Origin of the sequence: Thermoproteus uzoniensis 768-20 (genome assembly GCF_000193375.1) — an archaeon.
GTDB classification, from domain to species: domain Archaea; phylum Thermoproteota; class Thermoprotei; order Thermoproteales; family Thermoproteaceae; genus Thermoproteus; species Thermoproteus uzoniensis_A.
Genome location: NC_015315.1, coordinates 1,123,100 through 1,148,636, shown reverse-complemented (window position 1 = coordinate 1,148,636; position 25,537 = coordinate 1,123,100). Strand labels below are relative to the sequence as shown.

The following is a 25,537-nucleotide window of genomic DNA, read 5'->3' as shown; positions in this document are numbered from 1 at the left end:
ATTGGAACCTCTTTTAAATTTCGACGACGCACCAGAAACAGGGCGTCTCGTCTCCGGCCCTCCTCACGGGTAGCCTGGGCCCGCCCATGGCCAGCTCGTAGTAGCGCCTCTTGGGGATGTCGAGGAACTTAACGGAGCCGGGGCCCTCTATCTCGATCATCCTCGTCAGCGCGACGGCCCGCGCCCCTCCGGAGAGGGCGCCGCCTTGGAGTATAATCCCGCGCTTGCTCTCGCCGATGCGCGCTAGGCGGGCTATGTACTCCCGCCGGGGGTCGTCGCCGGATATGAATATAGGCCCATACCGGGGCAGTAGGTCCAGCGCCTCCAGCGCGAGGGCCGCGTGGATCCTCGCGAGGGCCTCGACGGGATCTCTAGGGGCCGGGAAGTAGATCCTCGACACCACGTACTCAGCCGCCGCGTTCTCGGCGAGCGCCACTACGTACTGCCCAGTCTCGGCGCCCGATCCCCCGACCACGTTGCCGAAGGCCCAGCGAGATATCTTCTCCAGCCCCCTTGATGCGGCCCAGACGCTGTAGTCGTCGAGGAGGAAGGCCTTGACCTTAACCGCTATGTGGCCTCTCGGCACGTGGAGGAACGGCCTCTCCTCCTTGACCCACCTCCCGCCTCTGTAGAGGAGCTCCCACATCACTTTATGAGCGACCTTATGCCGAAGGCCGCGCTTAAGGCGTCGCCGAGGAAGTAGGCAAGCGCGGCCACCCCCAACAGAAGCCCCACCGTCTGGACAAACTCGCTTCTGAAGTCCCTGTCGGCGTAGACGCTCCCTTGGTAGGTGAACATGAGGGCGAGCACCACGCTGACGGCCAGCGACGCGGCGAACGCCGCGTAGATATTCTCTGCGAGGAAGTACGGGAGCGACATGAGCGCGGCCGCGACGACGTAGCCCACGCCGGTCACCAACGCGGCCACCGTCGGCGATTTGCCCGTCTCGTGCTTCGTCTGGAGGTAGGAGGCGGAGGCCATGGATATGGCTGCGGAGACCCCCACCACGAGGCCCACGACCCCTGTGATTATGGCGGAGCTCGTGGTGCCGAGGGCGCCCGCATGGGTCCCCGTGATCTCAATGATGGCGTCGGCCATGCCCAAGACTAGGGCGCTCATGTACTTCACGATCGCCTCGTCCAGCTGGCCTATGAACTCCTTCTCGTGCTCCATCTCGTCGGCTATAATGGCCTCGAGCGTCTTCCTGTCCTCGGGCGTCTCCATGAGGTCCAGCGCCATCCTATACTTCTCGACCGCCTTGTCCTCGCCCCTCTCGAGCAGTTTGGCCGCGAAGGTCGCTCCGAAGAGGAGCCGCAGGAAGGCGAATAGATATGGGTAGATGCGGGCCTTGAGGGAGGGCTTATAGGAGCCGACGAACTTGAGCCAAAAATCGAAGTGCCGCTTCTCTACGTCGGACAGCCTCCTCAAGACCTCTCTCCTCTTCTTGTTCCACTCCACGCCGGCCAACACCGCGTAGACTCTATGGTCTAGGTACTCGTCGTCGCAGAACTCCGCCGCTAATTGAACCAAATTCTTTTTAGAATTAGTTTCCATGTGAAACTCATTCGAATACCCTTTATAAGTCATATAGGCGTATGCGGAGGTGAATAAAACCTGCAGATCCTACGCCAATAGGCGGCACGGTATTACGCCGATCTCGCGGCGCCCGGCCGCCTGCGTTTGCCTTTTCCGAAGGAGAGACGGAAAACCTAGGAAAAGGGGGGTGTTAGAGCCGTTTGGTACAGAACCACCAAGTCTTGCACTCGATGCCGGGCTCCTTGAGCCTCTTCTCGGCGTCGGCGTAGTTGTGCGGCGGAGGCACTATGACGGGGTCTCCGGGTTTCCAGTTAGCAGGCGTGGCGACGCCGTGCTTGTACGTTGTCTGGACCGCGTCTACTACGCGTATTATCTCGTCTATGTTTCTGCCGTTGGTGAGCGGATACAGAGCGAACCAGGCGAGCTTCAGATCTGGATCTATAAGCGCCACCATCCTGACAGTTGCTGTGGTGCCGGGCGGTATCGCGTTGAACAGACTGGCGACCTGGAAATCCGGCACGTCGGCGATTATGGGGAATGGTATCTCGACGCCCCACAGCTGTTTGATCTGCCTCTTCCACTCTATGTGGCTGATGTCAGTGTCCACGCTGAGGCCGAGGAGCTCGACGCCCCTCTTCTTGAACTCGTCGTACTTCTTGGCGAACTCGACGAACTCGGTGGTGCACACCGGCGTGAAGTCGCCCGGGTGGCTGAAGAGCAACAGCCACTTGCCTTTGTAGTCCTTGAAGCATCTTCTGCCCATGTCTGTGTTGAAGCATAGGTCCTCGGGTATCTGCATCCCGAGGTACGGACCCTTCACCTCTACCATGGGGCTAAGTTCGTTTGGACTTATAAAGATTTCTTCTCCGAACTAATTTCAGAAAAATTAGGAGGAAGGGCAGAACAATATAGGGGCTTATCGGGATCGCGTAGAGACGCGCAGAGCACGGCGACGACACCCCGGCAACTTCCACGCGGAACCCGCCTCTAGGCCCCGCCACTGCGTAGGCCGACGCGCCTCCGCAGACCAACTGCGCCACGGATAGAGGGCTAGGCAGTCCCAGCAGATCGCGGGCGACCCCGCTATATACGGCTATATACTTCGGCCTCAGCTCAAGGGGGCCGCGGACCTCCACCTCGCCCATCTCGCCTAGGTAGAGGACGCCGTCTTGGGCCAGGGCGAGCGCGCTCGCGTTCAGGACAGTTCCGTTGGGGGCCCAGAAGATGCGGGGCCCAAACGGCGTTGAGATATTGACCATGTACGCCGCTTGATAGGTCGGCGTGAGGGCGGCGGGGCCTGCAACCTCTATGGAGATCGTCGGCGTAGCCGGCACGTAGAGAGTCCCTCCAGATCTAATCGAGGGCAGTCTCACCTCTAGGCGCCCCGGCTCGGCCCACAGAAGCCTCGTGCCGTTGGGCAACTTGAGCGCGACGAGGTCCAGCGCCCTCCCCCCGCATAGGGCCGTGCCGTTTAGGAAATAGATACAGGGGAGGTCGGCCCAGAGCTCGGTCGCCGACGGCGTGCCTCTGGACACGACGGCCGAAAAGCCGGCGGGCTCCGCCGCCGCTATCGCCGACTCCTCCGTGGACAGCCCCAGACTCCACGCGGCTGGAGGCCGGACGTAGGCAGTGCCGTTCCAGATATAGAGCGCGAGCTCCGCCTCCCCGTCCGCGACCTCCGCCACCGACATCCCGGCGCCGTAGCCGCCGACAACCAGCTCGAGGTCTATCGGGAGGCCTCTGGCGTTGACCTGCGGCTCGACCACTATGCGGGCGGGCCCCGTCAGCTCGATCCTGTCCATCGTCGTTCCGTTGAGCGCCAGCTCCACGTATCTGCCCGACGTCCTTATCTCTAGGCAGGCCGCCTCCAGAGGGGGGAGCTCGGACACGTAGAAGTAGTACTCGTCGCGGCCGAGGAAGGTCGTGGAGCCGAACCCGGCGATGCCGGACAGCGTGGAGACGGGCCCGGTCATGTTCCAGACGTTGTCCAGAAACTCGTAGGAGCCGTCCCTATACCTCACCAGCGCCTGGACCCAATACAGGCCTCCCCCCGCCTCTACATAGGCGTTGAGCTGTATCGAGTAGGCCGCGGCCCTCCCCAGCGGCGAGAGGCTGTAGGCCCTAAACCCCCTAAGCGAGAAACAGCCCTTGACGGCGCCTCCTTCGTAGGGCGCGGGGAGCGGCCTCCCGCCCACTACGGCGAGGCCGTAGTACACCACGCCGAGAGGCGCGGCGGGGCCCCAAGGCGTAGACGAGGGCTTGAGCCTGTCCGCCAAGAGCCTCAAGTCGACGCAACGCGTCACGTTCAGCGGGGTCGAGGCGGCGTAGGCGCCGCTTGAGGCGGGGATCAGCAGAGCGCTTCCCGGGCCCTCTAGCAGAGCCACCGGCGCCCCCGAGGAGTTGTACACGACGGTGGCGCCGCTCCACTGGGCGTAGTAGGCCATCCCGCCCTCGAGCTTCAGCGATGTGGATGTCTGGGTTATGCAGAGTTGCGCCGATGCGAAGAACGCCGCGAGCAACAACGCCAATACGAGCCGCACCGAGTTTAGAAAAAAGGGAGGTTTTATTGTTGGGCGGCGGCCTGCGGCTTGGGGCGCCAGGTGAATACCAGGTAGAAGCCTCCGAGCAGTATTAGGTTGAATACCACGAACATGGCGAGAGAGAAGCTCAGAAGCCACGGCTGGGCTCCTATGAGTTGCACCAGGGAGTTTATCTGCGGCGTTATGAGCGTGGAGACCTTGAGCGTGTCCGCCACCTGGAGGGCGAAGTTGGCGCCGTAGGCGTTTATGAGGGCGAGCGCTATGGGTGGCGAGGGGACTATGGCGTAGGGCAGATGGGCCAGTCCGTTGAGGATCTCAGCGCCGTCCATCAGGGCGATGACTGCCACGAAGGCGGCCATGGCAAGGCCGGCGTTGGCCGACCTAAGCGCAGTGGCGAGGAACGCCAGCACCACCACGCCGAGAATTATGTCTAGGTAGAACAGCCAGCTGAGGTTCAACGTGGGCTGGTAGACGGGCTGTAGCTGCGCCGGCAGGTAGGACGGCGGGGATCCGAATATGGACCAAGCCATAGTGGGGCTGTATTGGTACACCTCGTAGAGGTACCAGACGCTGGCGAGCGCGTAGATGACGCCGAAGATTAGGCCGACCTTGGCGCCGAACTCCTTCCCTATCTTGTAGTGCTCGTCCTTAGTCTTGGCGTAGCGCCACGTGTAGACGGCAGATATCAGGACTGCGGTGAAGGCTATGGCGCCGGCCAGCGTGGCGATGAGCAGAGGCGGGTAGGTGGGGTTGCCCAGCGCTTGCCAGAGGTCGACCCCTAGGTCGAAGCCCACGATCGAGTTGGGGTCCGGCTTGGCGGTGACCCCTAGCGGGTAGTTTATGAAGGCGAAGACCAGCCTGAACATGGCCGGTATCACTGAGGTGACGACGGCGAGCCCGTACCCCAGCGCTATGTGTTTTGCGTCGTCCATCTTGCCGAAGGAGCGGTAGTAGAACCCTATGAGCGGTAGCGATATAGCAACGCCGAAGACTATGGCGACTCCCCAGACCGGCCACAACAACACGCCGGCCGCGTTGGTGAAGACCGGCAACAAGCCGGCGAGGAACACCGTCACGATGGTCCCGAAGACGCCGCCTATCGCGTAGGTGAATATGAGGTAGCGCGACAAGCTCTTGGCTATGTCGAAATACCTGTCGTCGCCTTTCCTAAGCCCTATGAGCTCAAGCGTCGGCAACAGCCACGTCAAGCCCAGCACAGTGTAGACCAGCGGCAGGTGGACGGCGAAGGCCCAGGCGATTAGCCCCACCGTGATGGCGGTTAGGGCGTCCATGGTCAGTACTCGACCAGCCTCTTTAGTAGCTTGGGCGGCCTAGCCAGCGCGAGGTACACCATATAGCCGGCGAGCGCCGGCATGGCCACCTCGACGATCAATATTAGGGCCGCCAGCCACGGCGTGAGCTGGAGCGTCGGGTTGAACAAGCCGCCTTGATATACCGGCACGCCGGTGATCTGCGGCGGCCCGTCGGCGCTGGGGACGGACTGCACCAGGATGAACGGATAGCGGCCGGACTCCGCCGAGACGGCGCCGCCTATAGACGCCAGCGCCGCCAGTATGGGTATCAGGTAGACGCTCGGCTTGAGGAGAGGCGGCACTATGCGCTTGAACCAGCCGAACAAGAGGTAGAGGCCGATGCCGGCCGTCAATATGCCGAGCAGTATCCCGGCGCCCACCATGAAGCCCAGGTAGAACACCGAGACGAAAGCCGGAGGCCTAATGTCGGCCGGCCAGGAGTAGTAGCCCCAGAACTGGTGGTTGAAGTCTCCATACGCCACGAAGCTCGTAAGAGGATCGGGCCTCAGCCCCGACCAGAACATGCCCTCGAGGGCCGCCAGCTTCAACGGGTCGTGCTCCAGCACCAGCTCTCCCTGGAGGTGGCCGACGACGAGACCCTCTACGGCGGTCAGTACTGCTATCGCTGGCACCACCAGCCTCAACACCTTGTACTGCCAATCCTTCTTCTCCTTGAGGTATAGGTAGAGGACAACCCCGGCCACGCCAGACCAGCTCAATATAACGGCGGCAAGTATGCCGTGGAGTATAAAGACGTTCGCGCCCCACCAGAATATGTTCCAAGCGTCGGTGGGGTTCTGGAACGCGGCGAGCCAAGTAATCGCGCCGGCCACATTCTTGCCTTGGGCCGCCAAATTCACGAGCTGGAGACCCGGCGGGGCTATGCTCAACGCCGACATGACGGCCAGGATATTGTAGGCCGAGTAGTAGCCGCCAAACGCAGCGATTAGGCCAATGACCCAGTGCACCCACTGGTTCGAGAAGCGGTTCCAGGTAAAAGTGTAGAGCGGCAGGAATATGACCTCGAAGAGGAAAGCGAAGAGCTCGAGGAAGAACGGGAGCGCTATGGCGGTGCCGATTATGGCTATGAAGTTGGACCAGATAGTGACCAGCCCGAACTCGACGAGCGTGCCGAAAGCGGCGCCTACCCCGAAGAATATGGTGGCGGCTATGTTGAACTTCTTGGCGAGGTCGAGCCACTGCTGGTCCTTCCTCCTAAGCCATATATACTCGCCGATAACCGCCAGCGCTATGGTGCCCAGAAACGCCGAGGCCATGGACAGATGCGCCAGAACTCCGACAGCCGATACGAGCCTTGCCAAATCTAGTTCTAGAGAGGGGTCCGGCATAAGTTAGGAATGGCTTCCACTTAAAAATTTTCTCCTCAATAGTTTCTTAATCAGATATAAATAGAATCAATTTTCCTTTTATTTTCTCTCTGAGATTCTCGATATTCTGAAGACCTTGATTTTTCTCCTGCCCAAGGCCCTATAGCTATATGTGACGAATTTTCTTGATGCAAGTGTCGAGAGAGCCTTGTAGACGCCCCTCAAGCTGGCCGCCCCGCCTAGGGCCTCCCATATTTGGTACGCCGTCATCTCGCGGCCCGACAAGATCTCAAGGATTCTCCTCTGTAGTTCGCCGCCTCTGCGCCGGCCCGCCAGGCCCGGCCGCCTCAGCCCCGTGCCCGTCACGACAGCGACGGCGCCCTTCTCGGAGGAGGCCACTGCGTAGGCCATCGCCGATAGGGGCCTTGCGTAGACGCCCCGCCTCGCCAGGTAGACCGCGGCCTCGACAGCCTCGGCGGGGTCCACCTCGGCCACCCTCGCGCCCTTCTCCCTCAGCCATTGCGCTATCTCCGATAGGGGAGCTCCCTTGTGCGCTGCCAAGACAAGGCGGGGGGCCTCCGCGAGGCCCCACTGCTCCAGCTCCCGGAATCCCATATATACAGCGAGCGCCAGGAGGCCCCGCTCCAGAGGGACTGCAACCGAGTCCACGCGCCGAGCGCTTTCGAATATCTCGTAGGCGATAGTCTTGACGCCTGCCAGGAAATACGGATCGCCGTATTCAACGTCGAAGGGCCCGGCCTTGCCGAACCTTATCGTTACTGAGGGCAACACGGCGAGCGATATAAAGTCGGCGTATGCAGCCTCGGCGGGGTCCATGTGGACCTCCACGGAGACGCCTTTAGCAGATAGGTAGGTGGCGGCGGACACCGTGAAGTCTTCCAGGAAGGGCAACGAGGCCTTGTCGCCCGAGAAGACGGAGGCGAGGACCGCCGATCCCCTATCCATGAAGGAGCCCGTGGGGTTCCTCGACTCGTCCTTGACGAGGATCCCGCCCACCTTTCTGAGAGGCGTCATGCCCTCGCCGAGGGAGACGCCCTTGGCAACCCCGATTGCCGAGGAGTACCTCCACATGGAGGGCTCCGTCCGGTCTATCTTGAGCCGGCCGGGCGGCTCCAGGACGAGGGGGAATCCGCAGTTGGGGCAACGGGCGCCCGACGCCGCCTTGTACCCGCAACGGGGGCAACGGAGCCTCGCCTCCACGTCAGCCCGAGGCCAGCTCCTCGACCAGCTGAGACGCCGTGCGCTCGACGGCCTCCTTGGAGCCCATGGTGGGGGACCAAGAGGCGTACTGCGTAATTCTCTCTATGCTCAAGAGCATTGTCTTGACGTCGCCGGGCCACCCCCTCCCGTCTGGGGTAGCCGGCCTGAAGACCAGCTTGGGCGAGAGGCCCATGGCCCTCGCGACGGCCGCCGCTATATCCTTCACCGACGCCGCGTCCCTATTGCCGACGTTTAGGGCGAGAAACGGCTTGTCGTCCTCCATGAACCTCCTCCAGGCGGCTAGCGTGGCCTCGACGGCGTCGCGGACGTGCAGGTACGACTTGGTCTGGGTGCCGTCGCCCAACACCTCCAGCACCTCGGGGTTCCTCTTCAGCTTCATTATGAAGTCGTATATCGCGCCGTGTCTGAGCCTGGGCCCCACTATGTTGGCGTATCTGAGGGCCAGGCACCTCACGCCGTAGAGCCTCCCGTAGGCGCCGCACAACACCTCGCCGGCCGCCTTCGCGGCGCCGTAGACTGATATGGGGGCTATGGGGGCGTCCTCCGGCGTGGGCAGAACCGCCGCCTCGCCGTAGACCGTCGACGAGGATGCGAAGACGACGGCCTTCGCCCCGCTCTTCCTGGCCCACTCCAACACGTTGAAGGTGGCCGACACGTTCTCGTCGAAGTGTATCCTCGGCTCCGTGGAGCTGACTCTGACCTCGGGATTCGCCGCGAAGTGGAAGACGGCGTCGACCGCCCCGATCCCCTCGCCCCAGCCGGGGTCCTTGAGATCTCTCACGACCAGGCGCGCGCCTCGGTTCACGTATTCCCTCCGCCCCGTCGACAGATTGTCTACGACGACAACCTCGTGGCCCATCTCGACGAGCCTATCCACGAGGTGCGACCCTATAAAGCCGGCGCCGCCGGTGACCAATATCCTCATATCGGGATCTAAGCCCCCTTTTAATATGTGGAGCGCCTATCTGCCCGCCAGATCCGCCAAGAGCGTCGAGATGTTCCTCACGACGGCAGTAAGCAACTGTCTGAAATTGCTCGAAAGCGCGGCGGAGATGCCCACGTACACGGCGCCGGTTATCAACAGCGCGAGGATAATCTCGGCGAGAGAGAGAAGCGCAGACGGAAGCAGAGGCAGGGGGAGGGCCCTCGACACGGCCCACAACAACGCCGAGGAGGCGGCGAGGGGCAACGCGTAGTCCCGCAAAAGGGCGCGCCACTCGAACAGCTTGGCGGATCTTCTGTCGAGAACGGCCGCTCTGAGGGCCAGCGCGGCGGCGTTCGCCAGAAACGAGGCGGCGACAACGCCCTCAATGGCGTAGTAGGCGGAGCCGAGGCGCTTGAACAGCTCGACGAGCGGCACTATCGAGGCTAGGTAGACCGCAGTGAACGCGAGCTCGGCGAGGTGCGCGTACATGACCAAGCTCCCCAGGTAGGCCCTCGCCCTTATCTCGCCCGACTGGATATCCCTCTTGTCTATTCCCTGCATGGCGTTGGTCAGAAAGTAGTTCAGATTGCCCAGTATGTTGGCGGCCGACCACACCGCCAGGGGCGCGAAGAGCGGGGCCAGATACTGGGTCTGCCCAGGCCTCAGGAAATTTACGAAGTATGGCTCGAAGAATATGTAGGACAGCGAAATTATTGTGCTGAGCGACATGACCATGAGGAGGTCCTTGTACAGCCCTCCCCGCCTCCCCTCCAGAAGCTCGCCGTAGGTGATCCCCGATAGGAGGGTGGAGAAGGCGTAGGGCTTGGACAACATGAAGAAGACGTACCACAGCCCTACTTGATCTATGGCGCCCAACACGCCGATCAGCGCCGCGTCGAGGGACCGGAACGAGTTCATGGCGTAGCCCATCAAAGGCACCCACGACGCGTTTAGGACCTCCCTCAAATAGCGGCGGGGCGAGCCCGGCGCGTAGTAGCGCGAGGCGTAGTAGAGCCCGTAGAGGGCGGGAGCCGCCGATATGGCCACGGAGCTCCAGAGCACCGCAGAGACGGACCATCTGGCTGCGTAGATGGCGCCCACAGCAGCCAGCTTGACGCCGGCCTGCAACAGATTCGAGATGACGAAGCGCCCCCTGTCCTTGACCATAAGCACCGAGGACGCCACCGACGAGATATACGCCGAGGCCTCGGCGGCTAGGGCGGCGAGCGCCACCAACGGCCCGTAGGGCCCCATCTCTTCCCAGACAGCGGCCAGATACGCGGCGGTCAAGCCGGCCGACGCCGCGAAGAAGAGCGTCGAGGCCCCCAAGGCGGCCCTTATGTCCAGCCCGCCGTCCCTCGCGGCTATTCTGGGCAGGGCGAAGCCCAGGATGGCGTTGGGGAGCAACGAGAAGGCCGTGGACGCGTTGAGGAGCGTGACGAGCCCCAGATCGTTTATGGGCAACTTGCGCGTTATCGCTATGTTGTACAACAAGCCGACCGCGAGCGTCAAGAGAGACGTCGAGATTCCCAACAGCCTCACGTGCTTAGCCACGCTGTGGAGGCCGCCGGTTAATAAATCCTCAACGCCGGCCTACCTCCTGACGGCCCGCAACAGCTCCTCCCTCAAGCCCATTCTCCCGGTCCTGAAGATCCTCCTATCCATCTCTTCGAGGCCGCCGACAACGGGCTTGAAGGCCATACGCGACAGTACGTCGCGCTCCAGATCCACGCCGGGCGCGATCTCGGCCAGCGCGAGGCCGTTGGGCGTCAGCCTAAACACGGCGCGCTCCGTGATGTACATGACCTCCTTGCCCTCCTCCAATGCGTACCTCCCGCTGAACACGACCTTGTAGACAGAATTCACGAACTTCACTATGTTTCCGTCCGCCTTGATCTTGACGCCGCCGTCGGCCACCTCAATCGACCTCTTGCCTGCGGTGAACTCGCCCGCGAAGTAGACCCTAGGCGAGCCTATGGCTATGACTGGGAAGCCTCCGGGGCCCGTCATGCGGCCCGGTATAAACGCGGGGTTTACGTTCCCCTGGGCGTCCACCTCCAGGAACCCGAGAGAGGTTGCGTCTATGGCCCCGCCCTCGTAGAGGAGGAACTGGTCGGGCATGGGTATCACCGCGTAGTGGCCCAGCACTGCGCCGAAGTCGGCGCCGGTCAAGGCGTAGCCGCCCCACTGGCCGGACTCCACCGTTATATGTATGAACTCCTCCACGTCCTCCTCCCTTATCACGTCCGCCGCGACGGCGGGTATGCCGATGCCCAGGTTAACCACCACGGGCCTGCCCAGCCTCTCGACGAGCCCCGCCAGCTCCAGCACGACTCTCCTTGCTATTGCCTTATCCACGTCGAGCGGCCGCGGCTCGTAGGACGCCCTGTACGGCGCGTCGCCGCTTGCTATGGGGTTGTAGTCGAAGCTGTAGGTCTGCCAATGGAACCGCTCCGCCTCGTTTCCCCTCGGCGCCACCACCACGCAGTCCACCAAGGGGCCGGGCACGAAGACCGACTTCGGGTGTATCTCGCCGGCCGTCACGACGCGGAGCACCTGCGCCGCGACCAGCCCGCCGGGATGGGCCTTGGCCGCCTGCACCACGGCGAGGACTGACCCGTACATGGCCTCGCGCTCCATGGAGAGGTTGCCGATCTCGTCAGCCGTAGTGGCTCTGACAAACGCGACGTTGGGCTTAGGGGCCCTATAGAGCAGGTATTCCCTCCCGTCTATTGTTATCACTTCTACCTTGGCGGTCCTCCTCTCCTTGGCCAAGTCGTTCAACATGCCGCCGTCTTGTCTCGGGTCGATGAAGGTGCCGAGCCCGACGCGGGATATCACGCCCGGCGCCCCCGCCGCCACGTCTCTGAGCCATCTCGTGACTATCCCGATGGGCCAAGTATACGCCTCAACTAGATTCCGCGCGACGGCCGCCTGGAGCGAGGGGGCCCAGCCGTAGAACGGCAGTAGGAATCCTCTGACGAGCCGCTGGTCGGGGTGCTCCAACACGTAGCGGCCGACCTCGTCTAGCCCGAAGCCGGGGACTGCGGGAAGGGCGTCGGATATTATGAACAGATCCCTCGGCCTGCCGACCTCCTCGTAGTGCTTCAGGAGGGCGTGTATGAGGTAGAAGGGGGCAGTGGCCGCGTTGAAGCCCGATATCGCCACGACAGAGCCGTCCCCGATCCTCTCGAATACGCGTTCCGGGTCGAAACACTTAGCCACAGGTTAAAATCGTTTGTTATTTTATATATCTTATTTCGTTTCTATATAAAATATTTTTCGTCAATATAAAAGCTCTATTCGCCGAAAGCGTGGAATACCTAACACTTGAGCTTCACCCTTCCCGGCGTCTCCGACATCATGTAGGGCGTCCCGGGCACCAAGATCTTCCTGCCCCTGCACTCCACCTCGACTATGGCGCCTCTCATACGCCAGTGCGGCTGGGACGCGACCCACTCCACGGACTTGACCACGGCTATCGGCGGCCTCCCCTTCTCCCGACTTGCCTTGACTAAGTCCTCGGCCTTGTACTTGGCGACCTCGGCGAACACCTCCTTCTCCAGCTCCTTCAACTGTCCCGGATCCTTCTCCCAGACCTCGAGGGCCTTCTTCCACCTCTCGGCCAGATCGGGCCTCCCGATGATTTCGAAAAACGCCTCGACCTCCGGCCATATCACTGTGGCCAGCGCCACGAAGCCGTCGCTGGCCCTCGCCGTGGTGTACGTAACCAAGATATTGGCGTCGATTGTGGGGGATCTCTGGCGCGGCGCGCCGAGGACGAAGGGGGCCCCTATCTGGTAGGGGTGGTCGACCGACAAGACCTCGTTTATGGCAATGTCTATGAACTGCCCCTTTCCGCTCCTCATCCTGGCCCAGTAGGCCGCTAGAGCCGAGAGGGCGCCCGCCGCGCCGGCGAACGCCCAGGCCAGCCATATTCCGGCCCTTATGGGGTAGGAATAGGGCTCGGGAAGCGCCGGGTTCCCCAACATGGCCATGTACCCGTTGTAGGCCTGGCCCGTCAAGTCGGAGTCGGGCATGTCGGCGTACTCCTCGGCCTTCCTCCCGTAGTGCCCGAACTGGGATATGGCCACGTAGATGAGCTTGGGGTACCTCTCGGCCAACTGCGGGTAGCCCAGGCCCTTTGAGTAGAGCTTTCCCGGCCCCAGCCCGTCTATGAGTATGTCGAGCTCCGGCAACAGCTTCGGCACGTCCTCCAACGCCACCTCGCGCTTCCCGCGGCTCTCCACGAAGTAGGGTATCCCGACCCCCTCTATCGTGGCGCCGTGGGGCGTTATCCTCTTGGCGTCGTCGTCCGGCACCGTGTAGACCTCCGCCCCGAGCTCCGACAGGAGCGACCCCGCGATTCTGCACCCGAAGTTGGTCCCGCATATCTCGACCGCCTTGACGCCCTCGAGAGCCTCCGGCTTGGCCTCCCTATCGCCGAACAGCTTCCTGAGGACCTCCTCCCTGTCGCTCATGGCTCCACCTCGTCTTTTTCTCCCCTAAACACGGGGTCGCTTTCGGCGCTCCATCCGGGCGGCGGCATGTTGCCGAGTTGTCCATCCCAGTACCCCACCACGCCTTCCCTCTCCAGCCTCTCGACCTCGGCCGGCGGGAGCCCCAGCTTCCTCGTGAGCACCAGCTTGTTGTGGTAGCCCACTGGCCTGGCCACCCACTTGACGGCCAGCGGCGTCCCGCTCATCTTGACTATGGGGCCAGGCACCACGATCTCGCCGTACAGCCTATCCCTTATCTTGAGGACGGATCCCCTCTCGGCTCTCCAGGGATCGTCGAGGACCTCCTTGTCGTTGAGCACCGGCTGTATCGGGACGCCGGCCTTTTTGCCGAACTCCAGAAGCTCGTCGAGGGTCTTGCCGGAGGCCCACGCCTTCACGGCCTCGTACTTCCTCCAGAGCGACTCGGCGTCTCTGGCCTCCCTCAGACCTCTGAGGCCCGGCACGACCTCGGCCAAGGCGTCGTACTGGCGTTGCGTCATGGCCGCCAGCGCCGCGAACTTCCCGTCCGCCGTCTTGAAGACCCCCGAGACGTAGGCCGAGGGGTCTATGAAGCCGCTTCTCTTGAGCCTTGACCCCGTCAGCGACATGTAGGTGAAGTGGTACATGAACCGTTGCATGCTCGCCGCCTGGGAGAGGTCTATGTACTGCCCCTTGCCGGTCCTCTCCCTATATATCAACGCCGCTATTATCGCCGACACGGCCATGGTGGACGGGAGCCAGTCGCCGGGATAGTCGGGCAGTCTGTAGGCCTCGTTGACCCCGTCCTCCCATCCGGTTATGTCTATCATGCCGGACTCCGCCTGGCCTATGATATCGTAGCTGGGCAACTTGGAGAGAGGCCCCCAGTTGCCGTAGCCGCTGGCGCTCACGTAGATAAGCCTCGGGTTGACCTCCCTCAGCTGTAGATAGCCCAGGCCATACTTGTCGAGAGTGCCCGGCTCCATGTTCTCCACGAACACGTCGGCCCTCTTGGCCAGCTCCACGACCAGCTTCCTGCCCTCCTCCTTCTTGAAGTCGATGCCGACGAAGTACTTGTTAGAGTTTAAGTAGAGGTAGTCTATCCTCATGCCCTTGTAGAAGCCCTTGCCGCCCCACATGGACGCGTACTTCCACCGATCGCCGCGGGGCGGCGGCTCTATCTTTATCACCTCGGCCCCTAACTGGGCCAGAAGCCTCGGTATGTTGGGGCCGAGTATGTAGTGTGAGAACTCGACAACTTTGACCCCCTCCAGCGGCGGCGGGCCTCTTGCGTTTTTTATGAGATTTTCTATTATCCCGAAGTAGCTCATATAGCTAAGAAAATTTTTATTTTAAAGTATTCACTTTTATAGACAACGTAGGCGGCACAATACGTTTATACCTGCCATAGATGTGGCATGGCCAGCGCGTTGGGGTACGGCCTGCTGGCGGTCGGGATAATCCTAATCGCAACAGCCGTGTTTATGGTCTACGCCGCTCTGGCGGGCTACGTGGAGCCGTTTCACATATTCTCCTTCAGCGACGTCGTGGTGGACTACGGCTCGGCCCATATCAAGGTGCTCGACGGGAGCCAGTTGAGCAAGATGGCCGACCTCTCCTTCTGGGCCCTCCTGGCCGCCTTCGTCGCATCCGCAGGCGGGAAGTTGGCGGACCTCGGCGTGAGGCTGATAGCCGGCTCCGAGAAGTGAATACTTATATATGCTAAATAGGCTGTCGCCATGACTACATGGACGGAACACGTCTTCGCCAAGAAGCTGGGCAGGGCGCCGGCCCCCGGCGAGGTCGTCGAGCTGGTCCCCGATCTGGTAGCCTTCCACGACCTCACGGGCTACCACGTGCTCGAGATGATGGAGAAGATGGGCGGCGTCGAGGTGTTCGACAAGAATAGGCTGGTCGTGGCGTTCGACCACCTGTCGCCCGCCCCCACTGTCAGGGCGGCCGAGATACAGGTCTACATCCGCCGCCACGTGAGGTCCCTCGGCCTAAAGAACTTCCACGACGTGGGGGAGGGTATAATGCACCAGCTGATCCTCGAGAAATACGCCATGCCGGGGCAGTTCGTCTTCGGCGCCGACTCCCACACGAACATGGCGGGCGCTGTCGGCGCGTTCGCGCAAGGCATGGGCGCCTCCGACATAGCCGCCATGTTGAAGCTCGGGAGGACTTGGCTGGTTGTACCCCAGCCCGTGAAGATCGAGATAAGGGGGGAGCCCCCCAAGGCGGTCACCGGCAAGGACGTGGTGCTCCACCTACTGTCTGTCTACAAGGCGGAGGGGCTCAACGGCTACTCCGCCGACGTATACGTGGAGAGGCCCTCCGCGTTCCCCATGGACTACAGAGCCACAGTGGCCAACATGTCGACGGAGCTGGGCGCAGACGCGTTGATGTTCGTACCCGATTCCGAGACGGCCGCGTTCCTCGAGAAGACCAGAGGCGCCGCCCCCAAGATAGACTTCGCGCCGGGCGGCAAATACTCCGACGAATACTCCGTCGAGCTCGGCAGGCTGGAGCCCCTAGTCGCAGCGCCGCACAGCGTGGACAACGTCAAGGCGGTGTCGGAGGTCGAGGGCGTCGAGGTCGACCAGGTCTTCATAGGCAGTTGCACCAACGGGAGGCTCAGCGACATAGAGGCGGCTGCCAAGATACTCAAGAGGGGTAGGGCAAAGGCCCGCTGTATAGCGATACCCGCCTCCTACTCGGTCTTCCGGCAGGCCCTGGAGGCCGGCTATATAGATATCTTGACCAAGGCAGGTTGTGTGGTGACCTACGGCACTTGCGGACCCTGTATAGGAGGCCACTTCGGCGTCTTGGGCCCCGGCGAGGTGGCCGTGTCGACGAGCAACCGCAACTTCGTGGGCAGGATGGGCGCAAACGACTCCAAGGTGTACCTGGCCAACGCCTACACCGCGGCGGCCGCCGCGTTGGAGGGCAAGATAGTCGACCCGAGGAGGTATCTCTAACGCCGGAAGCCTTTTAACTTGGGGTACCCCAAGTTACTTGGGGTATGTTGTTTAGCGTCGAGCCCAAGAGCAGAAGGGAGGATCTATACGACTTCGAGTACGAGCTCTCGGCCCTCGAACGCGCCTTGAGGCTGGGGAAGCTCGTTGTGGTACTCGGCCTGAGGAGGACCGGCAAGACCTCTCTGGTCAAGGTAGGCCTCTCCTCGACGCCGCATATATACATAGACGTCAGGCTCAGCCCCTACCCCGCATATAGGGACATACTAGGCCTCGTCGAGGACGCCGTCAACGACTTCTTGAGGAGGGAGAGTTCTCTCGGGGAGAGGCTGGCCGAGGCCTTCCGGGGGGTGGCGGGAGTCGAGATATCCTGGAGCCCTTTGAGGGTCTTCTTCAAGTTCGGGGGCGGAGATAGGCTACGTTTAGGGGAGCTGTTCAAGGCGGTCGACGAGCTCGGCATTCCCGTGGTCGTCGCGTTCGACGAGGCGCAGGAGCTCAGGAGAGCCAACTGGCTTAGGCTGGACAGACTGTTCGCCTACATCTACGACAACCTCGCCAACGTGAAGATCCTCCTGACGGGCTCCGAGGCGGGGCTCCTCTACGATTTCTTGAAGATAGACGACCCGGAGTCCCCCCTCTTCGGCAGGCCGTACGCGGAGGTCAAGACGCGGAGGCTCTCCGATAGCGAATCTCTCGACTTCTTGGAGAGAGGCTTCGCCGAGCTCGGGCTGGCGCCGCAACGCGAGGTCTTGCTCAAGGCGGTGGAGCTGTTCGACGGGATAATTGGGTGGCTGACGTACTTCGGCTACGCCTACGCCGTCGAGGGGCTGAGGGATTTCGATAGGCTGTTGAGGAGCGCCGTCGCCATGGCCAAGGCGGAGCTGGACCGCGTTCTCTCTAGGCTGAGGAGCCCCCGTTACAGGGTGATTCTGTCCCTTCTAAGCGTCTCGGGCGCCACGTGGCGCGAGATAAAGAGGAGGCTCGAGGCCTTCGAGGGGAGGCCGCTGAACGACGCGACGGTGGCCGACTTGCTAAACGCTTTGTTGAGCCTCGGCATAGTCGAAAAGAGAGACGGGGTGTACTCAATAGCGGACCCCGTCTATAGGCTGGCGGCGTCGCGGCTTTAACATATCGCAAGCGCCCTCGCCGGCCCTCCCTCGCCTCCCCTTATCTTTATGGGGGCGAAGACGAAGAGAGCCTCGCCGCCGCACTCCCGCAACACCGACTCTAAATTAGCCAAGTTCTCTATGATAATCACGCCGCTCGACAAGAGCCTGTGGTGGACGTAGACCACGTCGTCTTTAGGGACCCGCGGGGGGTAGGGGAAGCCCTCGACGCCTGCGTAGCCGGCGACCGACATCCCCTCCACGCCTACGGCCGCCACGCCGGCATTCGCCAGGTAGTCCGCCGCGTCTCTGCTCAGATATGGCCAGTTGTAGAGGAACTCCTCCGTGCCGTATTTGGACGAGAAGCCCGTGTATATCATGACGGCCCTCCCCCTAGATATCTTGTCGGAGAATCTCGAGAGGTCCGAGGCCGTTATGGCCTCGCCGGGCCTCTTCCAGCTGAGGTCCAAAACGTTGCCCCTCACGACGAACCTCTCCAGAGGAATCCTCTCTATGGTGTCGCCGCCAGGCACGAAGTGGGCCGGGGCGTCTATATGAGTCCCCGTGTGGCTACCCATATCTAGCCTGGACAGAGTCACCTCGCCGTACTTCTTGGCCAGAGACACGTACTCGTGCCTATACGGCGGATCGCCGGGGTAGGTCTGCATCCCGTTGTACAGCTCCCGCGAGAGGTCTATGACCTTCATGGAGGGAGATGGGACCTATAAAAATACGGGAACTCCTCTGAACTCCTCCACGAAGGCCTTAAGTGCCTTTTCGTCCACGGGCCTCTTACTTGCGGCGTAGTCCTTGACGCGCCTCAAGATATAGTCGACGAGCTCGGGGCTGGGCTCCAGCCCCATCTGCTTCAAGGCCCACTCGACGGAGTGCCTCCCCGAGTGCTTCCCTAGCACTATCCTCCTCCTGTTCCCCACGGCCTCGGGCATCATGGGCTCGTAGGTGAACGGGTTGTTGAGGACGCCGTGGACGTGGATGCCGGACTCGTGGCTGAAGGCGTTGTCGCCCACTACTGCCTTGTTGGGCTGTAGCTGGATCCCGAAAAGCCTGGCCACCAGCCGCGACGTCTCGTAGAGCCGCTCCAACCTGAGGCCGACCTCGCGGCCCAACAGAAAGCGGGCGGCGGCGGCCACCTCCTCCAGCGCCGCGTTGCCGCCCCTCTCGCCGAACCCGTTGACCGTGACTTGGGCCACCTCGGCGCCCGCCTCTATCGCGGCGATGGTGTTGGCCACCGCCATGCCGAAGTCGTCGTGGCAGTGCACGTGCATGGGGACCGGCGGCAGCTTGGCCTTGAGGTGCTCTACCAGATACCTCATCCTGCTGGGCGTCATCACGCCGACTGTGTCGGGCACGTTTATCTCGTCGGCGCCCGCCTCTATCGCCGTCTTGAACGCCTCGACGAGGAAGCCCAAGTCGCTCCTGGTGGCGTCCTCGGCGCTGAAGAGAACCCTAACCCCTCTGGACTTGGCGTACTCCACGGACTCCGCGATCCTCCGCAACACCTCGTCCCGCGTCATCCTCAGCTTGTACTTCATGTGTATGTCGCTCGTCGCTATGAAGACGTGGACCATGTCCACATCGGCGTCGACGGCGGCGTCTATGTCGGCCTTGTTGGCCCGCGCCAGGCTGGCCACCTCGGCGTACGCGGCGTCCCGCGCTATCCTCCTCACCGCCTCGGCCTCGTCGGGCGACACGGCCGCGAAGCCTGCCTCTATATAGTCCACCTTTAGTTCGTCCAACGCCATGCCTATCTGGACCTTCTCGTCGACTGTCAGAGAGATGCCGGGCATCTGCTCGCCGTCTCTGAGGGTGGTGTCGAAGAACTTCACCCGGTGAGCCCCGAATCCATATAGCCCAGAAGCGATCTATATAAAAGGTTTTCGCCCTATATAATAGTTCACATCCGTGCTTATAAATAGAAGTCGGGTAGGCGTCATGCTGAAGAAGGAAGGAGTCGAAAAGGCGGAGGCCGCCGTAACGTCCTTGTTGATCCACCTCGGCGAGGATCTGTCGAGGCCCGGCGTGACCAACACGCCGAAGCGCTTCGTCAAGGCCATGGAGGAGCTCACTAGGGGGTTGAGAGAGCCTGCGCCCGAGGTGGTCTTCTTCCCTCTGGAGTACGAGGCGGATCCGGGCCCCGTCGTTATCGAGAACATAAGGGCCGTGTCCCTCTGCGAACACCACCTGCTCCCCATAGTGCTCAACATATCGGTGGCCTACCAGCCCGGCGACGCCGTGCCGGGGCTCAGCAAGGTGATAAGGCTGGTCAAGTGGGCCGCGGCGAGGCCCATAATGCAGGAGAGGTTCACCGAGTGGCTGGCCGACCTCCTCATGGATAAGCTGAAGGCCAAGGCCGTCAAGGTCAAGGTATGCGGCGTCCACATGTGCTCCTTCATAAGAGGCGTCAAGGACGAGCACCACACGATGATCACTGAGGCCAGGAGGGGCGATCTGGACGTAAGGCTCGACTGCAAACGCCCCCTGGCCTGTAGATGAGGATAGTCGTAACGGGCGCCAGCGGCGGCATAGGCAACGCGTTGGTCGAGCTGGCGAAGTCCAGGGGGGATTTCGTCGTCGGCATTTCGAGAAGGCCCTCCAAGGCCGACCTCCACTACGCCTGCGACGTCCTGGACCTCGAATGCCTCAAGAAAGCCGCAGAGAATATCGGCGCCGTCGACGGACTGGCGCTGTTGCACGGACACGGCGATCCGGCGATATGGAACAAGGGCGTGGAGGAGCTAGACGCCCGCGATCTCCTCGCCGCCTTCGAGGTGGACGTGGTTGGTAGCTTCAACGTAGTGAAGGCGTTTATGGGGAACCTCGGAAGCGGCTCCTCCATTGTCTTCGCCGCGTCGACGCCTGCCTTGGTGGGCGACCGCTACGGGATACCCTACGCGGCGGCTAAAGGCGCCTTGGTGGCCCTCGCCAGGAGCTTGGCCAAGGCCCTAAGCCCCGTGAGGGTCAACGCCGTGGCGCTGGGCCCCATAGCCACCCGGTGGACGTCTTGGATATCGGAGGAGGAACTCGCCGGCTTTAGGGAAAGGACTCTGTTGAGAAGGCTGGGCGATCCCAGAGAGGCCGCCGAGGCTATCTACTGGCTCCTCTCGCCCGCCTCCAGCTACGTCACGGGCCAGGTGTTGGTCGTAGACGGCGGGGAGTCCCTCTAGGGTCTGAAAGACTGGAAGAACCGCTCCACCTCCGGCGATAGGGCCACGCCGAAGGTGGGGTCGTTCCAGGCCCAGATGCCGACATATTTGGGCCGCGCCGCCGAGACGAGCTGCGGTATGACCTGTCTGAAGAACTGAATGGTGGCGGAGCAGTTGCGCTCCTTTATGGGTATGGTCCAGTTCCACGGCTGTATATAGCCCTGGGCGTCGCACACCCTGAAGCCAACCTCGCCCACCATAACCTGCAGGCCCGAGGCCCTCAAGGCCTCCATATTCTTCACGAAATAGCCGGGCACCTCCAAAACTCCGTTGGAGTATACGTAGTCGTAGATATCCTCGCCCACTAGATCCAAGCCGGCGGCCTTGGCGAGCGCCAGTATGTCCGATGGCGACTCCGAGGACGTCCCGTAGTAGAAGAGGAAGGCCTCCGGGAACATCTCCTTCAACTCCTTATAGGCCTGGGCCAGCTCCGACCTGCAAGCGGCGTCGGCGACGCATGCGGACATCTCGCTGAAGCCTATGTAGACGCCCGACCCGTTTCCTAGATATAGCTTAAGGGCGTTGAGGAACGTCGAGGCGTAGGAGAGGTCCACCTGTCTGAGCTCGCCCCTCCAACCGGAGGCCGCGCAGAAGAGGTTTACGAAGAGAGGCGACGCAGATCTGTACTGCTGTATGAAGGCCAGCGAGAGCTCGAATTGGTTGAAGTCGGCGCCAGTCTCCGGGGTACAGGGGATTACGACAACGACGCCCGGCGCCGAGCATTTAGGCACGGGCGGCACGTCGGCTCTGCCCCACGGCACAATCCAGAATATAAGCTCGGTCGGCCCTCCTCCGCAGGAGGCCGCGGAGCTATTCATGGCCGCCGACGAGGACGTCGTGGTTTCGCGGGGAGTTGTGGACACTGACGCGGCGGTCGTTGTGGTGGTTGTGGACCTCGATGCGGCGCTCTGCGTCGTAGACAGCGGCAACTTGCTGGAGCTTGAGGAGGCCCCGGGAGGGGGCGGAGCCCGCGTTTGTCGTAGCTCTACTACAGATGCAACTACCAGGATAAGGACGGCTATAAGCAAGGCTAGAGTAAGTCCTCTCGACATCCGTCAGCCGTAGAGGTGGCACGCCACTAGGTGTTGCTTCTCGGCCTCCACGACCTTCGGCTTCACGCTTCTACACGTCTCCGTGGCGTATGGACATCTGTCGGCGAATGGGCAACCTCTGCCTGCCAGAGAGAACTCTATCGTCACGCTGGTTATCCTAGAGCCCCACCGCTCCTTGACCTTGGGCACTGACGACAGAAGCAGTTGCGTGTAGGGGTGTAGAGGCTTGCCGAACACGGCATCCACGGGCCCATATTCGACCATGAGGCCCTTGTAGAGGACCAGTATCTTGTCGCCTATATAGGACGCTAGGCCCATGTCGTGCGTTATGAAGAGCACCGTGAGGCCCATCTTCTCCCTTATTTCGTGGAGGAGGTTCAGCACGGAGACCCTCAGAGAGGCGTCTATCATGGAGACGGGCTCGTCGGCGAGCAACACCTTCGGCTGTATTAGCAAGGCCCTCGCTATGGATATCCTCTGCAGTTGGCCGCCGGAGAACTGATGGGGGTACTTCCCCACCACGTCCCTAGGCGTGAGGCCCACGAAGGTGAGAGTCTCCTCTATCAGCTTGGTTCTATCGGCCTCTGACAACTCAGGCCTATATTTCTGCAAGGTCTTGTGGAGTATGCGATCGACTCTATAGAACGGGTTGAAGGACGAGTACGGATCTTGTAGGACTGCTTGAACCTCGCGCCAGTAGTCCCTAGTCCTCCACTCCTTTAGGGGGCGGCCTCTGTATTTTATCTCGCCCGACGTCGGCTCCAGCGCCTTCAGAAGTATCCTCAACAGGGTGGTCTTCCCGCTACCAGACTCGCCCACTATGGACAAAATCTCGCCCTCGTTTACGTCGAAGCTCACGCCGTCTAGCGCCAAGATATTCACAGTCCGCAGAAATCCGGTCACGAACACCTTTGTCAGGTCCCTTACTTCGTATATCCTCTCGCCGGAGCTCATGGCCTAACTCCAGCCTCCTTCTTGCCCGCATAGAGCCAGCACTTGACTCTGACGCCTCCGATATCTACCTCAGGCGGATCCTCCTCCTTGCATATATCCATCCTATAGCGGCAACGGGGGTAGAACCTACAGCCCTTGGGCGGATTCACGAGGTCGGGCGGCTCGCCGGCGAGACCCTCCAGCTTCACCTTCCTTATGTTCATGCCCGGCTCCACGAGGGCCGACATCAAGCCTTTCGTGTAGGGGTGAGACGGCTCGCGGACCACCTTCTCGGCCGGCCCGCTCTCGACGATCTGGCCGGCGTACATGACCGCCATGTCGGTCGCCAGCTGGTACGCCGTCGCTATATCGTGCGTGATGAACACCATCGACTTAATCGCGCCTTCCTTGAAGAGATCTTGGAGGTACTGGATCACAAGCCTCTGTATAACCACGTCCAACGCCGACGTCGGCTCGTCAGCCACCAACACCTCGGGGTCCAGCAAGGTGCTCAACAGTATGGTGACCCTCTGCCTCATGCCGCCCGACAGCTCCACCGGATATCTGTCGAGGACCCACTTGGGGAGACCTATCTGGAGCGCCCTCTCCTGCGCCTTCCGGAACAGATCCTCTGGGTGGTACTTAACCGAGTCTCTATGGGAGTCTATCAGGTCCCTAATTAGGTCCCGCACCCTGACGGTGGGGTTCAGCGCGTCCATTGCGAACTGGGGTATTATAGATAGGCCGACCCCCCTAATCACCCTCAACTCCTCGGGCGGCATCGAGTATATGTCCTTGCCCTTGTACAAGACGGAGCCTTGTACCCTAAGCGGCGGTCTGACCAACGCCGTCAACGCCATGCCCAACGTCGACTTCCCGCTGCCGGACTCGCCCACGACGCCGAGGACTCTGTTGACGCCGACCTCGATATCGACTCCGTCTACGGCCCTCACGATCCCCCTCCTGGTGAAGTAGTAGGCCCTTAAATCCTTGGTTGCCAGCATATCACTCCTCCCTCAACCTCGGGTTGAACACCTTGTCCATAGACATAGCTATCATGGAAAGCGCGGTTGTGGCCAACATGACTATTAGGCCGGGCGGGAGGAACCACCACCACGCGCCGTAGCTAGGCGCGCTGAACGCAACGGCCCAGAACAACATAAAGCCTATCGTCATTGTCTTGTAGGGCAACAGACCCAAGGCCTCCAAGCCTATATCGGCCACTATGGCGCCGCTGAACTGGAGCACGAAGACGAGGAATATATATGCCAGCATCTGCGGCATGACCTCGGTGAAGGCCACCTCTATGGGGGTCTCGCCGCTCAGCTTAGCGACGAGTATGAATTCGCGCCCCCTTATGCTCATGGCTATGGCCCTCACTGCTCTGGCCGACCAAGGCCAGGAGAAGAGGCCTATTAAGAGGCCTAGGGTCGTGGTGGTGATCCAGCTACGGGGCATGTATATCGCTATCAAGAGGATTATCACCACGTTGGGTATCGTGAGGATTGTGTTGGTCAAGAAGTTGAGGACGACGTCCGCCTTCCCTCCGAAGTAGCCCGCTATGAGGCCTATGGAGACGCCTATTGCGGTGGCCAAGAGGCCCGCCACCAAAGCTATGTATAGGCTGTTGCCGAGCCCGTAGACCAGCTGGGAGTAGACGCTTCGGCCGAACGCGTCGGTCCCGAGCCATAGTTGCCAATTAGGCGGCCCGTAGGCCTGCCCGACAACGTCGAAGGGGCCGTACTTGGTGGTGAACGGCCCCACTACGGCGAACACGACGAGGGCCGCTAAGATGGCCAAGCCCGCCTTGAAGTAGCTCTCTCTGAATAGGCTTAGGAATAGCTCCTTGTAGAGGGGGGCGCTCATGATACGGCGGCTCTAATCCTCGGGTCTATGAACGCGTACACCACCTCGATTATGAAGTTCATTATCAGTATCATCGTCACCACGAAGAAGAACACGCCCTGTATCAAGAAGTAGTCATAGTTGCCTATGGCGTTGCCCAATATGAGGCCGACGCCGGGGTACTGGAAGGTGAACTCGAGCACAGAGTTTCCGGCGACTATGTAGCCGAGGCTTATCGCGAGGCCCGTGATCTGCGGAAGTATCGCGTTCTTGTAGGCGTACCTCCTCAACACGCTCCGCGTGAGGCCGAGCGCCTCGCCGTACGCCATGTAGTTGCTTCTGACTTCTCCGAGCATGTTCTGCCTCATGCCGATGGCCCAGCCCCCGAGGGACACAATGAAGAGGGACAGGAACGGGAGGGCCATATGCCTTAAGAAATCCGAAATATAGGACCAGGACAGCGACGGTATCATGGAATACGGAGTGCCCGTCGGCGGGAATATCGGTATGTACGACGCGAATATGAGTATCAAAAGCAACGCAAACCAGAAGTACGGCGCGTTGTTTAGGGCGTAGAAGGCTGGGAGGGCTACCTTGTCAGTCAAGGCGCCTCTCTTGTCGAAACCCAAGTAGGCGCCGAGCTTATTGCCCACATACCAAGACAGCAATATTGCGGGGACGAGCAAGACTATGTCGTAGGGAAGAGCCCTAAGTATAATCTCCGATACGGGCGTGCCGAACAGCCAGACGGAGATCCCGAGGTTCAAATGAAGGGCGTTCCAGATAAAGAGTAGGTACTGCATGTAGAGCGGCTGGTTGAGGCCGAACATGGCCTCGATGTGGTTCACGAGCTCCTGCAACGCCTGGGGCGTCATGTAGCCTGTTCCCGCCGACATTATCCTGGACACCATGACCTTGACAGGGTCTATGGGCAGTAGCCTAGGCAGTATAAAATCTAGGCTTATAGCTACATACCAAGTAACGATATATTCTACCGCTCTTTTACCGATATACTTCCAAATAGTCATAAGAAATAA

At 61.2% G+C, this 25,537-nt stretch carries 25 protein-coding genes; 6 read left to right on the top strand and 19 right to left on the bottom strand.

The window, feature by feature from the left end:
- Positions 1–13 precede the first annotated feature (13 nt).
- The 12 genes from TUZN_RS06390 to TUZN_RS06335 all read right to left on the bottom strand — a co-directional run bounded on the left by TUZN_RS06390 (position 14) and on the right by TUZN_RS06335 (position 14,693).
- Positions 14–646, bottom strand: coding sequence for a hypothetical protein (locus TUZN_RS06390; RefSeq protein WP_013680140.1), 633 nt, complete (start codon positions 644–646; stop codon positions 14–16).
- Entirely contained in the window at positions 646–1,554 is a 909-nt protein-coding gene (locus tag TUZN_RS06385) for a VIT1/CCC1 transporter family protein (protein ID WP_013680139.1), read from the bottom strand. The genes TUZN_RS06390 and TUZN_RS06385 overlap by 1 nt, the downstream gene beginning before the upstream one ends.
- Positions 1,555–1,726: 172 nt before the next feature.
- The gene (locus TUZN_RS06380) at positions 1,727–2,365 is read right to left on the bottom strand and encodes a peroxiredoxin (protein ID WP_013680138.1); all 639 of its coding nucleotides are present in this window, start codon (positions 2,363–2,365) and stop codon (positions 1,727–1,729) included.
- Positions 2,366–2,369: 4 nt separating this feature from the next.
- Positions 2,370–4,076 (bottom strand): thermopsin family protease, encoded by a 1,707-nt coding sequence (locus tag TUZN_RS06375; RefSeq protein ID WP_013680137.1) that lies wholly within the window; start codon positions 4,074–4,076, stop codon positions 2,370–2,372.
- Between the two features lie 23 nt (positions 4,077–4,099).
- Entirely contained in the window at positions 4,100–5,368 is a 1,269-nt protein-coding gene (locus tag TUZN_RS06370; RefSeq protein ID WP_013680136.1) for a cytochrome ubiquinol oxidase subunit I, read from the bottom strand.
- A 2-nt stretch (positions 5,369–5,370) separates the two neighbouring features.
- Positions 5,371–6,738 (bottom strand): cytochrome ubiquinol oxidase subunit I, encoded by a 1,368-nt coding sequence (locus TUZN_RS06365; RefSeq protein ID WP_013680135.1) that lies wholly within the window; start codon positions 6,736–6,738, stop codon positions 5,371–5,373.
- Positions 6,739–6,816: 78 nt separating this feature from the next.
- Entirely contained in the window at positions 6,817–7,938 is a 1,122-nt protein-coding gene (locus TUZN_RS06360) for a pyridoxal-phosphate dependent enzyme (RefSeq protein WP_013680134.1), read from the bottom strand.
- A 1-nt stretch (position 7,939) separates the two neighbouring features.
- Positions 7,940–8,884, bottom strand: a complete 945-nt coding sequence (locus tag TUZN_RS06355; RefSeq protein WP_013680133.1) for an NAD-dependent epimerase/dehydratase family protein — start codon at positions 8,882–8,884, stop codon at positions 7,940–7,942.
- A 36-nt stretch (positions 8,885–8,920) separates the two neighbouring features.
- Positions 8,921–10,438 carry a hypothetical protein gene (locus TUZN_RS06350; RefSeq protein ID WP_013680132.1) on the bottom strand — a complete coding sequence of 506 codons (1,518 nt, stop codon included), beginning with the start codon at positions 10,436–10,438 and terminating at the stop codon, positions 8,921–8,923.
- A gap of 39 nt (positions 10,439–10,477) precedes the next feature.
- Positions 10,478–12,109 carry an acyl CoA:acetate/3-ketoacid CoA transferase gene (locus TUZN_RS06345; RefSeq protein ID WP_013680131.1) on the bottom strand — a complete coding sequence of 544 codons (1,632 nt, stop codon included), beginning with the start codon at positions 12,107–12,109 and terminating at the stop codon, positions 10,478–10,480.
- Between the two features lie 98 nt (positions 12,110–12,207).
- Complete coding sequence (locus TUZN_RS06340; protein WP_013680130.1) at positions 12,208–13,365, bottom strand: CoA transferase; 1,158 nt, start codon at positions 13,363–13,365, stop codon at positions 12,208–12,210.
- Complete coding sequence (locus TUZN_RS06335) at positions 13,362–14,693, bottom strand: CaiB/BaiF CoA transferase family protein (protein WP_013680129.1); 1,332 nt, start codon at positions 14,691–14,693, stop codon at positions 13,362–13,364. The genes TUZN_RS06340 and TUZN_RS06335 overlap by 4 nt, the downstream gene beginning before the upstream one ends.
- Positions 14,694–14,780: 87 nt before the next feature.
- On the opposite strand from TUZN_RS06335, the gene TUZN_RS06330 reads away from it, so the two are divergent.
- The 3 genes from TUZN_RS06330 to TUZN_RS06320 are packed head-to-tail and all read left to right on the top strand — an operon-like array spanning position 14,781 to position 17,467.
- Positions 14,781–15,071, top strand: coding sequence for a hypothetical protein (locus tag TUZN_RS06330; protein ID WP_013680128.1), 291 nt, complete (start codon positions 14,781–14,783; stop codon positions 15,069–15,071).
- 30 nt (positions 15,072–15,101) lie between these two features.
- Entirely contained in the window at positions 15,102–16,343 is a 1,242-nt protein-coding gene (locus tag TUZN_RS06325; RefSeq protein WP_013680127.1) for a 3-isopropylmalate dehydratase large subunit, read from the top strand.
- A gap of 44 nt (positions 16,344–16,387) precedes the next feature.
- On the top strand, positions 16,388–17,467 hold the full coding sequence (locus TUZN_RS06320; protein ID WP_013680126.1) for an AAA family ATPase: 1,080 nt from the start codon (positions 16,388–16,390) through the stop codon (positions 17,465–17,467).
- Here the strand turns inward: TUZN_RS06320 and TUZN_RS06315 are convergent.
- Both TUZN_RS06315 and TUZN_RS06310 read right to left on the bottom strand, forming a co-directional pair.
- Positions 17,464–18,153 carry a cyclase family protein gene (locus TUZN_RS06315; protein WP_013680125.1) on the bottom strand — a complete coding sequence of 230 codons (690 nt, stop codon included), beginning with the start codon at positions 18,151–18,153 and terminating at the stop codon, positions 17,464–17,466. The genes TUZN_RS06320 and TUZN_RS06315 overlap by 4 nt on opposite strands.
- 15 nt (positions 18,154–18,168) lie before the next feature.
- Positions 18,169–19,293, bottom strand: coding sequence for a homocitrate synthase family protein (locus TUZN_RS06310; RefSeq protein ID WP_013680124.1), 1,125 nt, complete (start codon positions 19,291–19,293; stop codon positions 18,169–18,171).
- Between the two features lie 106 nt (positions 19,294–19,399).
- On the opposite strand from TUZN_RS06310, the gene folE reads away from it, so the two are divergent.
- Together folE and TUZN_RS06300 are read left to right on the top strand one after the other, a co-directional pair.
- Positions 19,400–19,960: a GTP cyclohydrolase I FolE gene (gene folE, locus TUZN_RS06305; protein ID WP_052886139.1), complete on the top strand. Its 561-nt coding sequence runs from the start codon at positions 19,400–19,402 to the stop codon at positions 19,958–19,960.
- Complete coding sequence (locus TUZN_RS06300; RefSeq protein ID WP_013680122.1) at positions 19,957–20,631, top strand: SDR family NAD(P)-dependent oxidoreductase; 675 nt, start codon at positions 19,957–19,959, stop codon at positions 20,629–20,631. The genes folE and TUZN_RS06300 overlap by 4 nt, the downstream gene beginning before the upstream one ends.
- Here TUZN_RS06300 and TUZN_RS06295 read toward each other — a convergent pair.
- The gene (locus TUZN_RS06295; protein WP_013680121.1) at positions 20,628–21,488 is read right to left on the bottom strand and encodes a hypothetical protein; all 861 of its coding nucleotides are present in this window, start codon (positions 21,486–21,488) and stop codon (positions 20,628–20,630) included. The two genes, TUZN_RS06300 and TUZN_RS06295, sit on opposite strands and share 4 nt — an antisense overlap.
- A 37-nt stretch (positions 21,489–21,525) precedes the next feature.
- On the opposite strand from TUZN_RS06295, the gene TUZN_RS11050 reads away from it, so the two are divergent.
- Positions 21,526–21,735: a hypothetical protein gene (locus tag TUZN_RS11050; RefSeq protein WP_148678611.1), complete on the top strand. Its 210-nt coding sequence runs from the start codon at positions 21,526–21,528 to the stop codon at positions 21,733–21,735.
- Here TUZN_RS11050 and TUZN_RS06290 read toward each other — a convergent pair.
- From TUZN_RS06290 to TUZN_RS06275, 4 genes are read right to left on the bottom strand one after another with little or no spacing between them, the layout of a single operon-like run.
- A complete protein-coding gene (locus TUZN_RS06290; RefSeq protein WP_013680119.1) occupies positions 21,726–22,676 on the bottom strand; it encodes an ABC transporter ATP-binding protein in 951 nt (316 codons plus the stop codon). The genes TUZN_RS11050 and TUZN_RS06290 overlap by 10 nt on opposite strands.
- Positions 22,673–23,659: an ABC transporter ATP-binding protein gene (locus TUZN_RS06285; RefSeq protein WP_013680118.1), complete on the bottom strand. Its 987-nt coding sequence runs from the start codon at positions 23,657–23,659 to the stop codon at positions 22,673–22,675. The genes TUZN_RS06290 and TUZN_RS06285 overlap by 4 nt, the downstream gene beginning before the upstream one ends.
- Position 23,660: 1 nt before the next feature.
- Positions 23,661–24,521 carry an ABC transporter permease gene (locus TUZN_RS06280; protein WP_013680117.1) on the bottom strand — a complete coding sequence of 287 codons (861 nt, stop codon included), beginning with the start codon at positions 24,519–24,521 and terminating at the stop codon, positions 23,661–23,663.
- Positions 24,518–25,528 carry an ABC transporter permease gene (locus TUZN_RS06275; RefSeq protein WP_013680116.1) on the bottom strand — a complete coding sequence of 337 codons (1,011 nt, stop codon included), beginning with the start codon at positions 25,526–25,528 and terminating at the stop codon, positions 24,518–24,520. Before TUZN_RS06275 ends, TUZN_RS06280 begins: the two co-directional genes overlap by 4 nt.
- Between the last annotated feature and the right edge of the window lie 9 nt (positions 25,529–25,537).